The organism is Dyella sp. LX-66, assembly GCF_018599165.1.
GTDB lineage: Bacteria > Pseudomonadota > Gammaproteobacteria > Xanthomonadales > Rhodanobacteraceae > Dyella_D > Dyella_D marensis.
On the sequence record NZ_JAHFVJ010000001.1, the window covers coordinates 106029 to 124906 of the forward strand.

Genomic DNA, 18878 nt, shown 5'->3' on the forward strand with positions numbered 1-18878 from the left:
CTCAAGTCTTGTTGGTGAGGAACTGCAGCATCGAATCCGCGGCGGAGATCGCCTTGGAATTCATCTCGTAGGTGCGCTGCGTTTCGATCATGTCCACCATCTGCTCGACCACGTTGACGTTCGAGCTTTCCAGCGAACCTTGCGTGACCGTGCCCAGGCCGTTGAGGCCGGGCTGGCCAATCTGCGGCGCGCCGCTGGAGGCGGTTTCCAGATAGAGGTTGTCGCCGCTCGGCTGCAGGCCGGCGGGATTGATGAAGTCGGCCAGCTGCACCGTGCCGATGGTCTGCGGCGCGGCCTGGCCCGGCAGGGTGGCGCTGACCGTGCCGTCGGTGCCGATGGTCACGCTCTGCGCGTTCTGCGGAATCACGATGGCCGGATCGAGCTGGTAGCCCGACGCGGTGACCAGCTGGCCGTTCTGGTCCAGGTGCAGCGAGCCGTCGCGCGTGTACGCCACGGTGCCGTCGGGCTGGGTCACCTGCAGGAAGCCGCGGCCCTGGATGGCCAGGTCCAGCGCATTGCCGGTCTGCTGCGGATTGCCCTGGGTGAACAGCTTCTCGCTGCCCACCACGCGCACGCCGGTGCCCAGCATCAGGCCGGACGGCGACTGCGTCTGCTCGGTGGTCTGGCCGCCGGGCTGGCGCACGTTCTGGTACATCAGGTCCTGAAACGAGGCGCGCGAGCTCTTGAAGCCGGTGGTGTTGGCATTGGCCAGGTTGTTGGAGATCACGTCCATGCGCGTCTGCTGCGCATCGAGACCGGTCTTGGCGACCCACAGGGAAGAAAACATTGCTTCGCTCTCCGCGCGGCGCGTGCCGCTTGCAGGAAAAAAATCAGCCCACTTGCAGCAGGCGCGTGGCCGACTGCGCGTTGTCGTCGGCGGTGCGGATCGAACGCACCTGCAGTTCGTACTGGCGCGACAACTGGATCATCTGCACCAGCGTCTGCGACGGATTCACATTGCTCGATTCCAGCGCGCCGGCCTTCACCGTCACCGCCGGATCGGCCTGCGCGGTGCCGCCATTGGCCAGGTGCATCAGGCCGTCGTCGCCCTGCTGCAATTGATCGGCCGCGGGATTGACCAGCTTCAGCTTGCCGATCACCGAGGACGTGTCCGGCCCCTGCCCCTTCGGCACCACCGAGATGGTGCCGTCGGCGCCGATGCTGACCTGGGTGGCGTCCGGCACGGTGATCGGGCCGCCGTCGCCCAGCACCGGATTGCCGCGCGCGTCGGTGAGCAGGCCGTCGGCGGTGAGCTGCAGCTGGCCGGCGCGCGTATAGCCTTCGCCGCCGTCGGCGCCCTGCACCGCCATCCAGCCGTCGCCCTGCACCGCCACGTCGAGCGGGCGGCCGGTGTCCATCTGCGCACCGGCGTGCATGTCCAGGCCGATACCCTGCGCCACGCCGTTGATGCGCGAGTTCATGCCCTGGCCCTGCACGGGCAGCGGCTTGAACGCCGACATCTGCGCCTTGAAACCGACGGTGTCGGCATTGGCCAGGTTGTGCGCCACCTCGGTCTGCGCACGCATCATCTGCGTCGCGCCGGTCATGGCTACATAGACGGAACGGTCCATGGCGTTTCTCGCGGATCAGTGAATAAGGGACGGAGCGCGCTTGGGTCGCGCCCCGTCCGTGCGCTTCATCAATTGCGGATGTTGATGATGGTCTGGGTGAGCTTGTCGTCGGTGGAGATCACCTGCGCATTCGCCTGGTAGTTGCGCTGCGCCTTGATCATGTTCACCAGCTGCGCGGTGAGGTCGGCGGTGTTGGACGCTTCCAGCGCGCCGGACTGCACATTGCCGAAGTTGCCGCTGCCGGCCGCGCCCATCACCGGCGTGCCGGAGTCGTACGAGGCGGCCCAGTTGGTGTTGTCCATCTGGCGCAGACCCTGCGGGTTGGCGAAGTTCGCCAGCGCCAGCTGGCCGAGCGACTGCGACTGGCCGTTGGAGAACTTGGCCTGCACCACGCCGTCGCTGGACACGTCGATGCTCGACAGCGTGCCGGTGGGATAACCGTCCTGGCTGATCGAGGTCACCGCATAGTTGTTGCCGAACTGGGTGGCCTTGGTCACGTCCAGGGTGATCGCCATCGGGTCGGAGCCCGGGCTGGCGCTGATCGCCGGGAAGGTCAGCTTGCCGCCGGCCGGCGTGGCCAGCGCGCCGGTGCTGGTGAAGCTCAGCTGCTGGGTGGCGCCGGTGTCCTTGCCGTCGATGAACAGGTGCGCGTCCCAGGTGTTGGCGGTGGCGTTGCGCACGAAGTACACGGTGCCGTTATGCGTGGCGCCAAGCGAATCGTAGGCAGTGAACGGCGTGGCCTGGTTGTAGCTGGTGGCGTCCTTCGGATCGAAGGCCTTGGCCGGCGGCGTGGCATCCGACGGCAGGTTCAGCGCCAACTGCACGCTGCCGGTGGCCTTGGCCGCGTTCTGCGAAGTGATCAGGCGCAGGTCGGTCATGGTGCTGGTGTCGAAGCCGCCGGCGTTGTTGGCCGGGAACACCTGCAGGTTCTGCCCGGCGCTGTTCACCACATAGCCGTTGGCGTCCTGGCGGAACGCGCCGGCGCGCGTGTAGGACAGGCCCTTGCCGTCCTTCAGGGTGAAGAAGCCGTCGCCGCTGATGGCGAAGTCCAGCGCGTTGTTGGTGTTCTCCACGTTGCCTGCGGTGAACTGCTGCGCCACGTTGGTCAGGCGCACGCCGCTGCCGACCTGGGTCGCGCTCAGGTTCTTGCCGGCCACGCTGTAGAGCTCGGCGAATTCCGCGCGCGAACCCTTGAAGCCGGTGGTGGAGGTATTGGCGATATTGTTGGCGGTGACTTCGAGATCCGAAGAGGCCGCCTTCAAGCCGCTCAGTGCGATGTTGAATGCCATGCTGTGCTCCCCTGTGGAGACTGTGTGTGCGGGGCCGCCCGGCCCCCCGATATGTCAATCGATGTCAATCGATGCGCGCGACCTGGCCCAGCAGCACGCCGCCGAAGCCGGCGACCTGCAGATACGCCCCCTGCTCGCCGGCCATGCCGACGCTGTCGACCTTGCCGCTCACATAGGCCTGCACCGCGGTGGTGCCCACCTGCGCCTTGATGCCGTAGGTGCCGTTCGGCAGCGGCTGGCCGTTCTCGTCCTTGCCGTCCCAATGGAAATCCGCTAGGCCCACGTCGGGCTTGCCCAGGTCGATGGTGCGCACCACGTTGCCGGCGGTATCGACGATCTGCACCGAGGCGGTCTGGCCGGCATCGCCGACATTGATCGCGCCGTCGACGCCCGCCGTGCCTTCGAGCTTGGCCGCGTTGGACGGCACCGTGACGGTGCGCCCCACCAGGTCGCTGGCCTGCAGCAGCTGGTTGCCCTGCAGCGCGGTGCTCAGCGTGTCGAACGAGGTCTGCAGCGACTGCGTGGCCGAGACCTGCGCGATCTGCGCAAGCTGGCTGACCATCTGCGATGAATCCATCGGCTGGGTCGGGTCCTGGTTGCGCATCTGCTGGGTGAGCAGGCTGAGGAAATCGGCCTGGCTCAAGGTGCTGCCATTGCTCTTCTTGACCGCCTGCGAGGCGGAAGAGCCGGTGGTGTTATTGATCGCGATATCGGCCATGTCGGGGTTCCGCTTACTTGCCCAGGTCCAGCGTCTTCTGCATGAGCTGACGCGTGCTGTTCATCACCTCGACGTTGTTCTGGTACGAACGCGAGGCGGAAATCATGTTGACCAGCTCGTCCACCGGATTGACGTTGCTGGCGTAGACGTAGCCGTCGCCGTCGGCGAGCGGATTGCCCGGCTCGTAGCGGCTTTCCACCGCGGCCTGGCTCTCGGTGACACCGAGCACCTGCACGCCCTGCGCGCCCTCCTGCTCCTTGGCGGCGAGATTGCGCTGCACGGTGGCGAACAACGGTTCCTTGGCGCGGTATGCCGCTTCCGGCGAACCGGCGACGCTGTCGGCATTGGCGATATTGCTGGCCACGGTATTGAGCCGCAGCGACTGCGCGGCCATGCCGGAGCCGGCCACGTCGAAGATCTTGAACAGGGACATCAGCTCTGCCCTCCGGTGATGGCCGTGCGCAGCATGTGGATCTGCGCGGTGATGAAGGACAGGCTGGCCTGGTAGTGCACGCTGTTGGCGGCGAAGTTCGCCTGCTCCACCTGCGTGTCGACGGTGTTGCCGTCCATCGTGGGCTGCAGCGGCACGCGATAGGCGAGCTGCTCGTTCGCCTGACTTGCCGGATCGATGTGTCCGGATTCCGTCGCCGCCAGCGGCAGCTTGCCGTCGCCGCCCGCGCTCATCAGCGCCTGGCGGAAATCCACGTCGCGCGCCTTGTAGTCCGGCGTATCCGCATTCGCCAGATTCCCCGCCAGCACTTCCGCACGCTTCTGCCACAGGCCGAGCGCCTGGGTATGGATGCCGAACAGCTTGTCGTTGATCTGGCTCATGGCCTGAAGCCTCCGCGCGGAAAGTCCGCGGAAGGATCGGAGCAAAACGCATGCCATGGCCGGAAAACCCTTGTGCCGCAAGGGCTGGCGGCTATTCGCCCGGCATCGCGCCGCGCGCGTGTCGGAAATCCGACGCCGCACGGATCGCACCCGGGCCATGCACCGGCGCACAAGCCCTTATTGGAAAAATCCGGACGCCCCCATCCCATCGCCCCCGGAGAATCCGTCGCTCTTTAAGAATCGACACAGGATCGAGAATCGTGCCGCCAAGGACTCCCCGCCCCTCGACAGCTCTGGACGTGAAGATCCTTCGCGGCACGAACTTCCGGTATCCCAGTCTTGCGCTGGCCATCGCCTGCGGCATGGCCCACACCACAACCATGCATGCACAGACCGCGCTGCCACCGCAGGACGGACGTGAAGTGGAGCGGCGCCTGCACCGGGAAATGGACAGCGCGCGGCAGGCGGTGGAGCAGAAGAGCCGTGTACTCCCGGATGCGGCCGCAAAGAAGCGCACGGTGTTTGCGCCCCCGAACGAAACGCCCTGCGCCGCCGTGACCGACGTGGGCTGGAGCGGGATCCTGCCCTTTCCGTGGCTGCCGAAAACCGTTTCCCCGCGCGGCATGTGCCTGGGCGCGCAGGGGCGGCAGGAGCTGCAGCGCTATCTCACCGGCCAGCTGATCGAACGCGGCTATGTCACCAGCACCGTGCATATCCAGCAGGACGAACAGGCGGAAGGCCGGCTCTTCATCCAGGTGATTCCCGGCCGCGTCGGCAAGCTGCTCGACAAGGCCACCGGGCAGCCGCTGCACGCACGCAATGCCTTTCCGTTCCGCGAAGGCGACGTGCTGAATCTGCGCGACCTGGACCAGGCCCTGGAAAATATCCGCCGCGTACCCGGCCAGGCCGGCGCGTCCTTTACCCTGTCGCCCGGCGCCGAGGTCGGCACCAGCGACATCACCGTCGACCGCAAAGCCGGCAAGGGGCGCTGGCACGCGGTGCTTACCGCCGACAACGGCGGCCAGGATGCCACCGGCCAGAACCAGGTCGGCCTGATCGGCATCCTGGATGCCCCGCTGGGCCGCGACGACCTGTTGCTGCTGACGTACAGCAATAACTTGAACGTGAGCAACCGCGAGCAGATGTCGCGCGGACTGGGCCTGAACTGGTCGATGCCGGTCGGCTACTGGAATGTCTCCCTTGCCGCCAGCGGCTCGGCATCCCGTTCCACGCTCTCCGTGCCGCCCTACGGAAGCTTTCCCTACACCAGCAAGTCGCGCCTGGTGCAGCTGGGCGTGGACCGCGTGATCGCGCGCACTTCGCGCAGCCGCAGCACGGTCAAGCTGCAGCTCAATCGCAGGATCGATTCCAGCAAGCTGGCCGACACGCGGCTGGATGTGCAGCGGCACGACATCACCGGCTACGGGGTGAGCTTCGAATACCTGCGTTACATCGGCACGGCTTCGCTGCAGGCGAACCTGGGCCTGCGCGGCAGCATCCCGGGCTGGTCGGCCTATCCCGGCGCGGTGATCGGCCGCGACCGCTGGAATGGCAGCTATCGCCTGGGCACCGCCAGCCTGGTGGTGAACGCGCCCTTCAGCGTGGGCGGCGAGAGCTTCACCTACCAGGGCACGCTGTCCGGCCAGCACGCGTTCACCCCGTTGCCGTGGACCGAAAACCTCTCGATCAGCAGCCGCTACGCCGTGCGCGGCTTCGACGGACGCTATGTATTCACCGGCGAGAACGGCTGGATCGCGCACAACGACGTGGTGTGGAACAGCGGCGGCAAGCTGGGCAATCCGTATCTGGGCGTGGATGCCGCGCGGCTCAGCGGCCCCTCGCTGGCCGGCAAGGGCGCCCAGCGCTTCGGCAGCGTCAGCCTCGGCTTGCGCGGGCAGGTGGCGCGCTTCGGTTACGACGTGTCGGTCGGCCGCATCCTCGACAAACCCAAGGGGATCCCGGACGGGGGCTTCAACGTGTCGCTGCGGATGACCGCGCGATTCTGATTTCCGTCCGTTCCCGGCCAGTCGCAAGGACTGGCAAGGCATTCCGGCAGGCCAGGGATGACCGCCGGCTCTAAGGGGGTATTTCATCCACAAGGCATGCATATGTCGAAATCAAGCAAGAAAGTCCTGCATCAGCGGGAGCTCTACGCTGCGCTGGCGCTGGCCTTGCCGCTCAGCTCCATGGCAGCCGCCGGCGGCAATGTGCCGGTCGTGCAGATCGCCGCCCCGAACGCCGCGGGCGTATCGCACAACCAGTTCAACCAGTTCGATGTCGGCGCGCAGGGCATGGTGCTGAACAACAGTGGCACCGCCGTGGCTTCGCAGTTGGCCGGGCAGATCGCCGGCAACGGCAATCTCGCCAATGGCGCGGCCAAGCTCATCATCAACGAGGTCACCGGCGGCGCGCCGTCGCAATTGAACGGCGCACTGGAAATCGCCGGCCAGAAAGCTGCCCTGATCGTGGCCAATCCCAATGGCATCAACGCGGACGGCGCCAGCTTCATCAATGCCTCGCGCGTCACGCTCGCCACCGGCACGCCGCAGTTCGACGCCAGCGGCGCCGTGTCCGCGCTCAGCGTCGCCAAGGGCGTGATCAATGTGACGGGCAAGGGCATCGACGCCAGCGGCGTGGAGATGGCCGACCTGATGGCGCGCAGCGTCGTGCTGAATGCCGAGCTGAAGGCCCAGCAGCTGCGCGTGGTGACCGGCGCCAACCAGATCGCTTATGCCAGCAATGGCAATTCCGTGGTGACCAAGGCGATCGCCGGCGAAGGCGCAGCGCCGAAGCTGGCGCTGGATGTCAGCAACCTGGGCGGCATGTATGCCAATGCCATCCGCATGGTCGGCACCGAGAAGGGCGTCGGCGTGAACGTGGCCGGCACCATCAAGGGCGCGGACTCGGTCAGCGTGGCCAGTGGCGACATGGTGAACATCGTCAAGGGCGGCACGATCCAGTCTGGCGGCGGAGTGAGCATCGACGCCGGCACGCATGTGTTCAACGCCGGCTCGATCTCGGCGGACAGCGGCAATATCGCCCTGGCCTCCCTGCAGCCTGGCTATTCCGCCACGTTCGACGGCCAGGGCGGCACGACCTCGGCGGCGAAGGGCACGGTGACGCTCACCAACTTCGGCAACAAGCGCACGGGCCAGGTGATTGCCGCGAACGGCGGCCTCGCTACCGACGACAACGGCAACATGATCGGCTCCGGCTCCTCGGTAAGCGATGGCAACGGAACATTCGCGACGCGTCCGCCGGTGACGCCGGCGGTTGAACCGCCGGTTGATAAGCCGGTCGAGCCGCCGGTAGACAAGCCGGTCGACAAACCCGTCGAGCCGCCGGTGGACAAGCCCGTCGACAAGCCCGTCGAGCCGCCGGTGGACAAACCCGTCGACAAGCCCGTCGAGCCGCCGGTGGACAAGCCCGTCGACAAGCCCATCGAGCCGCCGGTGGACAAGCCGGTCGACAAGCCGATCGAGCCGCCCGTGGACAAGCCGGTCGACAAGCCGATCGAGCCGCCCGTGGACAAGCCGGTCGACAAGCCCGTCGAGCCGCCGGTGGACAAGCCGGTCGACAAGCCGATCGAGCCGCCGGTGGACAAGCCGGTCGACAAGCCCGTCGAGCCGCCGGTGAACAAGCCGGTCGACAAGCCCGCTCAGCCGCCGATCGACAAGCCCGTCGACAAGCCCGCCCAGCCGCCGATCGACAAGCCCGTCGACAAGCCGGCCCAGCCGCCGGTGGACAAGCCCGTCGACAAGCCCGCCCAGCCGCCGGTGGACAAGCCCGTCGACAAGCCGGTCGAACAGCCCAAGCCGGCCACCGACCCGGTGCCTTCCTACGACCTGGGCCAGCTGCTGGACGCGCTTTTCAACTACCCGTCCTACGGCTTCGCCCCCTGGAGCCTCGGTTCGTACGGCTACTCGCCGTGGTATCGCCCGTCCTATGGCTATGTGGGCTGGAACGCCCCGTCCTACGGTTTCGCGCCGTGGATGCCGTCGTTCTTCCGCCCGCAGCCGGTGTTCTCGCCGTACCGCCCGATGGCTTCCTACGGGGTGCGGGGACCGCGCTGGCGCTAAGTGAGAAAAGCGGCGGCTGATCGGCGATCAGCCACCGTGAAGCCTGGCGAACGGCCGGAGCGCAAGCTCCGGCCGTTTTTGCGTGCGGACCCTATGGCACACCCCTTGCTTCCTCAAGTTCCGCCACATCCAGACGATCTCTACGCAGACGCGTAGACCCAAGGAACACCTTATCCATGAGCCTCATCCCGGCCAAAGCCATCGCCGACCTTGCCCAAGCCGCCGCTGCCGGCGACACCGACCGGGCCGGGCAGCTCGCGCGCCGCCATCCCCGCCTGGCCGAGGCCCTCGCCCCGCTGCTGGCGCGCATCGCGCCGCGCGAGCCGGCCGCCATCGCGCTGCAGTCGGTGGAACAGCAAAGCCTGGTGATGGGTACCGCGCAGACCGTGCTGCGGGCGCAGGAGTCCCTGCACCAGGCCACCGGCGAGGCGCGCGACAGCGTCGGCCGCTTGACGGAGCAAGGCGCCGGGATCTCGACATCCCTGCAGCAGGCCGCCGGCGAGCTGGCGCAGGCCACCGCGCACAACCGCCAGGGCGCCGAGACCGTCACCGAACTCGATGGCCAGCTGCGCCTGCTGCGCAGCGCGCTGTCGGCGATGAACCGCAACCAGAGCAAGCTGGCCGAGCAAGTCGCGCAGATCCGCAAGCTCACTTCCACCGTGCAAGAGGTCGCGCACCAGACCAACCTGGTCGCGCTCAACGCCGCCATCGAGGCGGCGCGTGCGGGCGAAGCCGGCCGCGGCTTCGCCATCGTCGCCGACGAAGTGAAGCAACTGGCGGAAAAAACTACCCAGGCCACCGATCAGATCGAGGCGGTGACCGCGTCCATCGGCGAGTTCTCGCAGCAGCTCGACGGCGACGTGCGCCAGGGCGTGCAGCGCCTGGAGCGCGCGCAGGACCGCGCCGGCCATACCGCCGGCACCCTGGAACGCGAAGGCGAGGCGCTGCGCGCCATCGCCGCACGCGTGCAGGGCTCGCAGCAGGGCTGCGATGCGCAGAACGCGCGCATCGCCGCGGCCCAGGCCACCCTGGGCGCGCTGCAGCGGCGCAGCATGGAGGCGATCCGCCAGGCCGAATCGCTGGACCGCGCCGCCGTGCTGTCGCACCGGCTGTGCCTGGGCTGGCTGGATCACGCCGACACGGCCTCGATGGCCAGCCTGAGCCTGAGCCTGCGCGAATCCATCCAGGGCCTGCGCCAGGCGATGGAGCTGGCCCTGCACGAACCGGCCGCGCTGGACCGGCGCTGGTTCGACACCGCCACTTTCGACCGCGCCCTGGCCCGCCTGGGCGCGCAGCGCGCCGAGCACCCGGCCGCGGCCACCCTGCTCGAAGCCGGGCAGCGCCTGTCCGGCCATGCCGGCAACTTCGTGCGCCTGCTCGGCGAGGGCCAGACCGCCCAGGCCGCGCAGCTGTCCGACCAGGTCGAGCGCGAGCGCGAATCCATCCATCAGCAGCTCAGCCAGCTGCTGGCGCAAGCCGAGGCATGAAGCACCGCGCGCAGCCCTTGCTGCTGCTCCTGCCGCTGCTGGCGGCGGGCGCGGCGCAGGCTGCCGCCGCGGACGAACCGCGGCGCGTGGCCGAGCAATGGCTGCGCCAGCATTTCGATCAGCCGGGCAACCGCGTGGTGGCCGCAGCGGAGCCGGCGGATACGCGCCTGCAGCCGCCGTCCTGTGCCCAGCCCTGGCAGGCCGCCCTGCCCGACGGCGCGCGCGCCGCGCCGCGCATGAGTGTGGAAGTGCGCTGTCCGAGCACCGGCTGGCGCATGCAGGTGCCGGTGAAGCTGCAGCTGTTCCGTACGGTGCTGGTGGCGAACAAGCCGCTGCAGCGCGGCGACGGCGTCACCGCCGCCGACGTGCGTGGCGAGGAGCGCGACGTCACCCGCCTGGGCTACGGCTATATCGACGGCCTGGACCAGGTCGCCGGCCGCCTGCTGTCGCGCCCGCTGGGCGCCGGCGCAGTGCTGGCGCCTGCCGCGTTCGGCGGCCGCCAGACCGTGCGCGCGGGCGACCGCGTGCAGCTGATCGCCCGCGTGGACGGCATCGAGGTGCGCGCCTCCGGCGTGGCCCTGGGCGGCGGCGACACCGGCGCCCGCCTGCGCGTGCGCAACGACAGCTCCGGCCGCACCGTAGACGCCATGGTGCGCGACCCCGGCGTGGTGGAAGCCCTGCCATGACCCCGCCTTCCGACCCCGCTAAAGTTCACCTGCCCGCCGCCGATAACCGGTTTGAAGGGTCGACAAGCCCTCAAGGAAACGTCTCATGAACACCACCATCACCTCCAATGGATTGCCGGTACTTCCCCAGGCCAAGGGCAACCAGAATGCCCAGGCCCAGGCCAGCCAGCCGGCGACCGAGGCCGCTCCCGCGGCCAAGGCGGACGACAGCGTGAAGCTCACCGAGTCGGCACGCGCGCTCACCGCCGCGCAGGGAGACAAGGCTCCGGCCATCGACACCAAGCGCGTGGAGCAGATCCGCGCGGCGATCGCCGACGGCAGCTACCGCGTCGACGCCGGCAAGATCGCCGACGGCCTGATCTCCATGGAAGGCCAGCTCAGCGGCAAGCCATGAGCGCCGACCTGCGCCACGAGATGAGCGACGCTTTCGACGCCGTGCTCGGCGAGATGCGCCACAGCGCATCCCGGCTGACCGAAGCGCTGGCCGCCGAGCGCGATGCGCTGGAGCGCGCCGACGCGGACGCGCTGCATCTCGCCGGGCAGGACAAGCAGACGCAACTGGATCGCCTGGAACAACTGGATGCCGAGCGCCAGCAGCTGGCGCGCGCCATCGCCGCCTCCACGCCCGCGCAGAGCGCGGCCTGGAACGGCGTGATGGCCGCACTCGCCGACTGCCAGCGCGCCAACCGGAACAACGGCCAGATCGTCGGGCAGCGCCTGCGCCAGGTGCGCCAGGCCCTGGCGGTACTGACCGGCGGCGCCGAGTCGGGGGTGTACGGCCCCGGCGGCACCTTACGCATCGATCACCGCTCGCTGTCGCTGGCGGAAGCCTGACCTTGAAGCACCCCACCTGACGGACCTGCCGCACGCGGCGGGCGAATCCCCACGGCCCTGCCCCGGCGCAGGTCCATCGCTGGCCGACCTCTCCATGACCGATATCGCTGTAGAAGCCGCCCAAGCCCACGCCGCCGCTCTGGCCGGCACCGCCGCCAGCTCGCCGCTGCCGGTGGTGCGCATCCCGATGCTCGACCGCGACCGCCAGCTGATGGCGTACGAGCTGCTGCTGCAGGAAGACGGCGAGGACGAGGCCGCGCTCGGCCACCGCCTGCTCTCCACCATCATCGACGGCTCGGTCACCCAGTGGGCGCGCGGCAATCGCGTGTTCGTGCGCCTGCCGCGCGAACTGGTGCTGGAACAGGCCGACCAGGTGCTGCGCCATCCGCGCATCGGCCTGGTCGTTTCGCCGCAAGCCATCCACGACGTGCTGCTGCTGGAGCGCCTGCGCCAGCTGTCGACGCGCGGCTGCGCGCTGCTGCTGGACCTGGACGGCGAAGCCGGCGACCTGGACGAACTGCGCGTGTTGCTGGACCTGTCGCGCTACGTGCGCCTGGATGCCAGCCGCCTCGACGAAGCCACCCTGCGCGAACGCTGCGAGGCGCTGCACGCGCGCGGCCTGCACGTGGTGGCCGGGCACGTGAACGACCACGACACCTGCAACCGCTGCATGGCGCTGCCGTTCGCCGGCATCCAGGGGCCGTATCTGCTGCGTCCCGAGAAAGTGGACATGCCGGTGCTCACCGCCAACCGCCTCAGCGTGCTGCGCCTGCTGCGCGCGCTGGACGAGGACGGCAACGGCCCGGTGGAGCTGGGCCAGATCATCCGCAACGACGTGATCCTCAGCTACAAGCTGCTGGGCTGCGTGAACTCGGCTTATTTCGCGCTGCCGCGCCAGCTGAAGTCGGTGGAGCAGGCGGCGATCTTCTTCGGCCTCACCCGCATGCGCAACTGGATCAGCACCATGGCGCTGAGCGGCATGGACGACCGTCCGCCGGAACTGCTGCGCGCCGCGCTGATCCGCGCCCACATGTGCGAGCAGCTGGCGCAGAACCTGTCGCGCGAGCAGCGCGAGATGGCCTTCACCACCGGCCTGTTCTCGCTGCTGGAAAGCCTGATGTGCGCGCCGATGGAACTGCTGCTGCAGCATCTGCCGCTGGCGCCGGACATCCGCGCCGCCCTGCTGGAACAGCAGGGGCCGTTCGCGCCGCTGCTGGAACAGGTGCAGCGCTGGGAAGCCGGCGAGCTGCGCGGGGGCGAAGCATCGCCGCAGCATATCCGGCGCATGGCGGCGGCGTATCTGGAAGCGATCCGCTGGGCGGACCATGTGCATTCGTTTGCGGAGCAGAAGCCGCATTGAAATTAGAGCAGCGTAGGTTGGGGTGAGCGCAGCGAACCCCAACGTCACCGCTACGCATGCGCCCTGTTGGGGTTCGCCTTCGGCTCACCCCAACCTGCGCCGGGTGTGACCATCAGTCCGGCGTGAACTCCATCGTCGCCCGCACCGCCTTCTTCCAGCCGCAGTAGAGCTTCTCGCGCTTCTCCTGCGCCATCGACGGCTTGAACTCCCGGTCCACCGCCCAGCGCTGCGCGATCTCGTCGCGGCTCTGCCAGAAACCCACGGCAAGCCCGGCCAGATACGCCGCACCCTGCGCCGTGGTTTCCTGCACCTTCGGCCGCAGCAACGTGACGTCGAGAATGTCGGCCTGGAACTGCGCCATGAAATCGTTGGCGATGGCGCCGCCGTCGGCACGCAGCTCCTTCAGCTCGATACCGGAATCGCTCTGCATCGCTTCGAGCACGTCGCGCGTCTGGTACGCCATCGATTCCAGCGCCGCGCGGATGAACTGCTCTTTCGTGGTGCCGCGCGACAGACCGAACACCGCGCCGCGCACGTCGCTGCGCCAGTACGGCGCGCCCAGGCCGACGAAGGCCGGCACGAAGTACACGCCTTCGCTGTCGCGCGCGCGCTCGGCGTAGTCCTGCGAATCGCTGGCCTTGCCCAGCATGCGCAGGCCGTCGCGCAGCCACTGGATCACCGAGCCGGCTACGAAGATGCTGCCTTCGAGTGCGTATTCGACCTTGCCGTCGACGCCCCAGGCGATGGTGGTGAGCAGACCGTTCTTCGACGCCACCGCTTTCTCGCCCGTGTTCATCAGCATGAAGCAGCCGGTGCCGTAGGTGTTCTTGGCCAGGCCCGGCTCGAAGCAGGCCTGGCCGAACAGCGCGGCCTGCTGGTCGCCGGCGATGCCGGCGATCGGCACTTCGCGGCCGAAGAAATGCTTGGGCAAGGTCTGGCCGTAGACCTCGCTGGAGGACTTCACTTCCGGCAGCATCGCGCGCGGAATGTTCAGCATCTGCAGCAGCTCGTCGTCCCACTGGCGCCGGTAGATGTCGTAGATCAGCGTGCGCGAGGCATTGGTGTAGTCGGTGACGTGGACCTTGCCGCCGGTGAGGTTCCAGATCAGCCACGTGTCGATGGTGCCGAACAGCAGCTCGCCGCGTTCCGCGCGCTCCTGCGCGCCGTCGACGTGGTCGAGGATCCAGCGCACCTTGGTGCCGGCGAAATACGCGTCGATCAGCAGTCCGGTCTTGCCGCGCACCAGCTCGTCGTAGCCTTCCTGCTTCAGCCGCTCGCAGATCGCGGCGGTCTGGCGCGATTGCCACACGATGGCGTTATGGATCGGCTGGCCGCTGCTCCTGTCCCACACCACCGTGGTCTCGCGCTGGTTGGTGATGCCGATACCGGCGATGCGTGCGGGGTCCACGCCGGCCTGGTTGATCACCTCGGTCATGGTCACCAGCACGCTGGTCATGATCTCGCGCGGGTTGTGCTCCACCCAGCCGGGTTGCGGGAACACCTGCGGGAATTCGCGCTGTGCGGTGCCGACGATATGACCGTCGTGGTCGAACAGGATGCTGCGCGAGCTGGTGGTGCCCTGGTCGATCGCCAGGATGTAGGTCTTGTCCATGGAACGCCTCGCTCAGGCCGACGTGCTGGAAGAGGAAACCGGCTTGCCCTGCGCGGCGGCCGCGCGCGCCGCTTCGAGCTCGCGCACGCGCGCCGGCAGGAACGGATGCACCAGCAGCTGATACGCGCCGGCACCGACCACGCCGCCGATCAGCGGACCGGCGATCGGCACCCACCAGTAGTTGTCCGGACTGGGCAAGGCCGAACTGCCCCAGCCGGCGAAGAAGGCGAACACGCGCGGGCCGAAATCGCGCGCGGGGTTGATCGCCCAGGCTTCGAGATAACCCATCGAAGCGCCGATGGTCGCCACCAGCAGGCCGATCATCAGCGCGCCGGAATTGGCGCCAGGCGCCATCTCGTTGAAGCGCTCGGTGATGGCGAAGATGCCGAACAGCAGGAAGGCGGTGAGGATCACCTGGTCCAGCAGCGCATGCATCGGCGTGATCGCCAGCCCCGGATGGGTGAAGAACACGCCGGCCGCGCCACCGGCTTCGCGGGTAAGCCCGTGCGTCTGGTTGTAGTGGTCGATCACCGGCCCGAACAGCACGTAGACGATGGCCGCGCCGAGAAACGCGCCGATCACCTGCGCCACCGTGTACGGCAGCACCTTCTTCCACGGAAAGCCGCGGAACAGCGCGAGCGCCAAAGTCACCGCCGGGTTGGCATGCGTGCCGGATACCGACGCGGTGGCGTAGATGGCGAGGGTCACCGCCAGGCCCCAGGCGATGCACACGCCCCAGTAGGCGTTCTGGTAGGGGCTGGGGTCGTACAGCACGTACATGCACGCCACCGAGTCGCCCAAGCCGATGATGATGAACATCGCCAGCGCTTCCGAAATCAATTCACCGATCGTCTGCCGCATTCCACCGCTCTCCTCAGGGTGCGCCGGGCCGTCCGCGCCCGGCGTGTGAAACGGAATCTCACTTCTTGCCGAAATAGGCGTCCAGCCGCGCCGCGCCTTCCGCGCCTACGTGCAGGCCAAGCTTGGTGCGCCGCCACAGCACGTCCTCGGCGCAGCTCGCCCATTCGTAGCGGCGCAGGTAGTCCACTTCGCTGGCGTAGAGATCGGCGCCGAAATGCTCGCCCAGTTCCGCCAGCGAAGCGGCCTCGCCGATGACGCGCACCGACTGGCTGCCGTAGGTATGCGCGAGGCGCCAGGCCATCGCTTCGCCCAGCCAGGGACGCGTGGCGCGCAGTTGCTGCGCGAGGCCGTCGACGTCCTGGATATCGCCGCCGGGCAGCGGGTGACCCTTGCCGGTCCAGGCGGGTTCCTTGTTGCCGAGCAGGGGCGCGAGCTTGTCCACCGCTTCCTCGGCCAGCTTGCGGAAGGTGGTGAGCTTGCCGCCGAACACGTTGAGCAGGGGCGCGCCCCTGGCCGGCTCGATCTCCAGCAGGTAATCGCGCGTCACTTCCGAAGCCTTGCCGCTTTCGTCGTCGAGCAGCGGACGCACGCCGCTGTAGCTCCACACTACGTCGGCCGGCGCGATGCTGCGCTTGAAGTAGCGGTTGACCGCGTCGCACAGGTACGAGATTTCCTCCGCCTCGATGCGCGGATGCGCCGGGTCGGCCCGGTATTCGACGTCGGTGGTGCCGATCAGGGTGAACTCGCGCTCGTAGGGAATGGCGAACACGATGCGCCGGTCAGGTTGCTGGAAGATGTACGCGTAGCGATGCTCGTACAGCCGAGGCACCACGATATGGCTGCCCTTGACCAGGCGCAGGCTGCGGTCGTGGCCTTCGGCGGCGACATCGTCGAGGAAGTCGACGGCCCACGGACCGGTGGCATTGACCAGCGCGCGCGCCGCCACTTCGGTGATCCTGCCATCCGCACCCTGCAGGCGCGCCAGCCAGCGGTCGCCGCTGCGCCGCGCGCTGACGCAGCGCGTATGCGTCATCACGCGAGCGCCGCGCTGCACGGCGTCCATCGCATTGAGCACCACCAGGCGCGCGTCCTGCACCCAGGCGTCGGAGTAGACGAAGCCGGTGAGGAATTCCTCGCGCAGCGGCTGGCCCACCGCATGCCTGGACAGGCGCACGCGCCGCGAGCCGGGCAGGCTGCGGCGGCCGCGCTGCAGATGGTCGTAGAGAAACAGGCCCAGGCGGATCATCCACGCCGGGCGCAGATGCGACTGGTGCGGCAGCACGAAGCGCAGCGGCCAGATGATGTGCGGCGCGACGCGCAGCAGCACCTCGCGCTCGGCCAGCGCCTTGCCCACCAGGGCGAATTCGAACTGCTCCAGGTAGCGCAGGCCGCCATGGATCAACTTGGTGCTGGCGCTGGACGTGTGCGCGGCCAGGTCGTCCTGCTCGCACAGCCAGACGCTCAAGCCGCGGCCTACCGCATCGCGCGCGATGCCGGTGCCGTTGATGCCGCCGCCCACCACCAGAACATCGACTTGCTCCGCCATGCCTCGTCCCGTGTGTGCGGTGGGGGTCAACGTTTAGGGTTTATCACTCGGCAAAAGCCGCCATGGCGAGCTTGAGCGGTGCTCAGTGAGCCGCCCGTGCATGCAGCCGCCACACCACCACCGCGAGCCCCGCCACCGCGAGCACGAACCAGTACGCGCTGGCCTGCAGGTCCTTGCCCAGCCACATGACACCCGCCACGGCGCCGGCAAGCAGCACGCCCGCGCCCAGCGCGATCAGCGGCGCATGATGGTCGGACATCCGGCTGCGCAGCAGCAGGAAGATACCCAGGCTGACCAGCAGCACCGCCAGCACGCGACGCGCTACGGCGAAGACCGGCGGCTCCGGCACGTCCGGCAGCACGTCGACCAGCCGGCGTTCGCCGACCTGCACGTCGTAGCCCTTGCCGTCGGCGGCGTCGCTGGCCGGCACCAGCAGGTCGCCCTGCGGACGGGCGAAGACGGTGAGCACCTGCACCGGGATGGCTTCCCAGCTCACGCGCAGGTCGCCCAGGCGCGGATGCTCGGGGCTGGCGCTGGTCACCAGGTAATCGCCGTAGCTGGAAAAGCTCGCGGCAAGATTCGCCGGCAGCGTCTTGAGATCGGGACCGATCAGATCGCCGCCCGGCAAGGCATGCAGCAACGCGGGAGCGAGCGCATAGCCGCCGATCTTCACCAGGCCGGCATCGAACTGCTTGCCCTGGATGGGGAAGGCGCCCGGATTGGCGTGGCCGGCGGGTTTTTCGAAACGGCTGGCGTCGAGCGGACGATCCACCCAGTCCTGCTCGTAATGCACGTCGCTGCCGACGCGCACTTCGCGCCACTGGAACATCTCCACGTGGCGCACCAGCACCGGCGTGGCCACGCGCTGGTTGAATTCGGGATCGAGCGGCGCGTCGACCACGTTGAGGCGGCCGCTGACGCGGACCATATAGCGGTCCTTGCCGACGTCGGGGCGCGCATCGCCCTGCACGTCCAGCACCTGGCCGCCGTGGCGCTCGGCGGCGACGCGATGCTCGATCGCCGCCTGCTCGGTCATCGCCACCAGCCCCAAGCCCGCCAGCACCAGCACGGCGCCGGCCACTCCCGCCAGCCACTGCCGCGCGCTCATGCGCGCACCAGCCCGGCGAGCTCGCGCCGTTCGTCGGCGGTGCCGTAGCGGCCGCGCTCGTCGCGCACCACGCGCGCGATGGCGCAGTCGTGGTCGTGGGTGAAGAACAGTTCGATGCCGCGCGCGAGCTTGTCTTCAAGGAAGACGCGCTTCTCGTCGATGATCTCTTCGGGGTAGCGGTCGTAGCCCATGGTGATCGGCAGATGCACCCAGAAGCGGCCGGGGATGAGGTCGGCGCAGAACACCACGCCGCCCACTTCGGCCAGCATCAGCCCGGGCGTATGGCCGTCCGAATAGCTGAAGCGCACCGACGCGCCCAGCGTCGTGGAATGCTCGCCTTCGACCAGCTCCAGCCGTCCGCTGTCTTCCAGCAGCGCCTGCAGTTCGGGAATGAACGACGCACGATCGCGCGGATGCGGCTGCCGCGCACGGCGCCAGTGTTCGGCGCCCACCACGTAGGTGGCCTTGGGGAACAGCAGGCTGGGCGGCTCGCCTTCTTCCCATGCGGCGAGCAGGCCGCCGGCATGGTCGAAGTGCAGGTGCGAGAGCACCACCACGTCGATGTCCTCGTGCGACAGGCCGGCCTGGGCCAGCGAGTCGAGCAGCACGTGGCGTTCTTCCACCACGCCGTAGCGTTCGCGCAGCGTGGGTTCGAAGAAGGCGCCGATGCCGGTTTCGAACAGCACGTTGCGGCCGTCCAGCCCCTTGGCGAGCAGGCAGCGGCAGGCGAGCGGGATGCGGTTCTGCGCGTCGGGCGCGATCCAGCGCGACCACAATGCCTTCGGCGCATTGCCGAACATCGCGCCGCCGTCGAGCTGCTGGGAGTTACCGGTGAGCGACCACAACTGCATGGAAATCCCCTGCCCTACCACTTGTCTTATGGCACCGGCGCGCGC

At 68.4% G+C, this 18878-nt stretch carries 18 protein-coding genes; 7 read left to right on the top strand and 11 right to left on the bottom strand.

The genetic code is table 11. From position 1 onward, the window contains the following. Position 1: 1 nt before the first annotated feature. From flgG to flgB, 6 genes are all read right to left on the bottom strand, one after another. Positions 2-787, bottom strand: a complete 786-nt coding sequence (gene flgG / locus KK141_RS00555; protein WP_214569548.1) for a flagellar basal-body rod protein FlgG — start codon at positions 785-787, stop codon at positions 2-4. A 43-nt stretch (positions 788-830) separates the two neighbouring features. Next, a complete protein-coding gene (gene flgF / locus KK141_RS00560) occupies positions 831-1571 on the bottom strand; it encodes a flagellar basal-body rod protein FlgF (protein WP_167256687.1) in 741 nt (246 codons plus the stop codon). Positions 1572-1639: 68 nt separating this feature from the next. After that, a complete protein-coding gene (gene flgE / locus KK141_RS00565; protein ID WP_214569549.1) occupies positions 1640-2860 on the bottom strand; it encodes a flagellar hook protein FlgE in 1221 nt (406 codons plus the stop codon). Positions 2861-2924: 64 nt separating this feature from the next. Beyond that, positions 2925-3578, bottom strand: coding sequence for a flagellar hook capping FlgD N-terminal domain-containing protein (locus tag KK141_RS00570; protein ID WP_214569550.1), 654 nt, complete (start codon positions 3576-3578; stop codon positions 2925-2927). A gap of 13 nt (positions 3579-3591) precedes the next feature. Beyond that, on the bottom strand, positions 3592-4011 hold the full coding sequence (flgC, locus tag KK141_RS00575) for a flagellar basal body rod protein FlgC (RefSeq protein WP_167256684.1): 420 nt from the start codon (positions 4009-4011) through the stop codon (positions 3592-3594). Beyond that, positions 4011-4409 carry a flagellar basal body rod protein FlgB gene (gene flgB / locus KK141_RS00580; RefSeq protein WP_167256683.1) on the bottom strand — a complete coding sequence of 133 codons (399 nt, stop codon included), beginning with the start codon at positions 4407-4409 and terminating at the stop codon, positions 4011-4013. Before flgB ends, flgC begins: the two co-directional genes overlap by 1 nt. Positions 4410-4708: 299 nt before the next feature. Between flgB and KK141_RS00585 the strand changes: the two genes are divergently transcribed. The 7 genes from KK141_RS00585 to KK141_RS00615 all read left to right on the top strand — a co-directional run bounded on the left by KK141_RS00585 (position 4709) and on the right by KK141_RS00615 (position 12855). After that, a complete protein-coding gene (locus KK141_RS00585; protein ID WP_214569551.1) occupies positions 4709-6415 on the top strand; it encodes a ShlB/FhaC/HecB family hemolysin secretion/activation protein in 1707 nt (568 codons plus the stop codon). Positions 6416-6517: 102 nt separating this feature from the next. Then, positions 6518-8488, top strand: coding sequence for a filamentous hemagglutinin N-terminal domain-containing protein (locus KK141_RS23045; protein ID WP_214569552.1), 1971 nt, complete (start codon positions 6518-6520; stop codon positions 8486-8488). Positions 8489-8664: 176 nt separating this feature from the next. Further along, on the top strand, positions 8665-9975 hold the full coding sequence (locus KK141_RS23050; RefSeq protein WP_214569553.1) for a methyl-accepting chemotaxis protein: 1311 nt from the start codon (positions 8665-8667) through the stop codon (positions 9973-9975). Beyond that, positions 9972-10661, top strand: coding sequence for a flagellar basal body P-ring formation chaperone FlgA (gene flgA / locus KK141_RS00600; RefSeq protein WP_214569554.1), 690 nt, complete (start codon positions 9972-9974; stop codon positions 10659-10661). The genes KK141_RS23050 and flgA overlap by 4 nt, the downstream gene beginning before the upstream one ends. A gap of 85 nt (positions 10662-10746) precedes the next feature. Beyond that, positions 10747-11055, top strand: a complete 309-nt coding sequence (gene flgM, locus KK141_RS00605; protein ID WP_214569555.1) for a flagellar biosynthesis anti-sigma factor FlgM — start codon at positions 10747-10749, stop codon at positions 11053-11055. Next, positions 11052-11495, top strand: coding sequence for a flagellar protein FlgN (locus tag KK141_RS00610; protein WP_214569556.1), 444 nt, complete (start codon positions 11052-11054; stop codon positions 11493-11495). The genes flgM and KK141_RS00610 overlap by 4 nt, the downstream gene beginning before the upstream one ends. Positions 11496-11589: 94 nt before the next feature. Next, the gene (locus tag KK141_RS00615) at positions 11590-12855 is read left to right on the top strand and encodes an HDOD domain-containing protein (RefSeq protein WP_250901464.1); all 1266 of its coding nucleotides are present in this window, start codon (positions 11590-11592) and stop codon (positions 12853-12855) included. Between the two features lie 112 nt (positions 12856-12967). On the opposite strand, the gene glpK is transcribed toward KK141_RS00615, so the two are convergent. The 5 genes from glpK to KK141_RS00640 form a co-directional block, all read right to left on the bottom strand. Then, complete coding sequence (gene glpK, locus KK141_RS00620; protein WP_214569557.1) at positions 12968-14467, bottom strand: glycerol kinase GlpK; 1500 nt, start codon at positions 14465-14467, stop codon at positions 12968-12970. 12 nt (positions 14468-14479) lie between these two features. Further along, complete coding sequence (locus KK141_RS00625) at positions 14480-15328, bottom strand: MIP/aquaporin family protein (RefSeq protein ID WP_214569558.1); 849 nt, start codon at positions 15326-15328, stop codon at positions 14480-14482. A 58-nt stretch (positions 15329-15386) separates the two neighbouring features. Next, entirely contained in the window at positions 15387-16874 is a 1488-nt protein-coding gene (glpD, locus tag KK141_RS00630; RefSeq protein ID WP_214569559.1) for a glycerol-3-phosphate dehydrogenase, read from the bottom strand. Between the two features lie 82 nt (positions 16875-16956). Next, positions 16957-17982 carry a TMEM43 family protein gene (locus KK141_RS00635; protein WP_168647906.1) on the bottom strand — a complete coding sequence of 342 codons (1026 nt, stop codon included), beginning with the start codon at positions 17980-17982 and terminating at the stop codon, positions 16957-16959. Then, on the bottom strand, positions 17979-18833 hold the full coding sequence (locus tag KK141_RS00640; RefSeq protein ID WP_214569560.1) for an MBL fold metallo-hydrolase: 855 nt from the start codon (positions 18831-18833) through the stop codon (positions 17979-17981). Before KK141_RS00640 ends, KK141_RS00635 begins: the two co-directional genes overlap by 4 nt. Positions 18834-18878 lie beyond the last annotated feature (45 nt).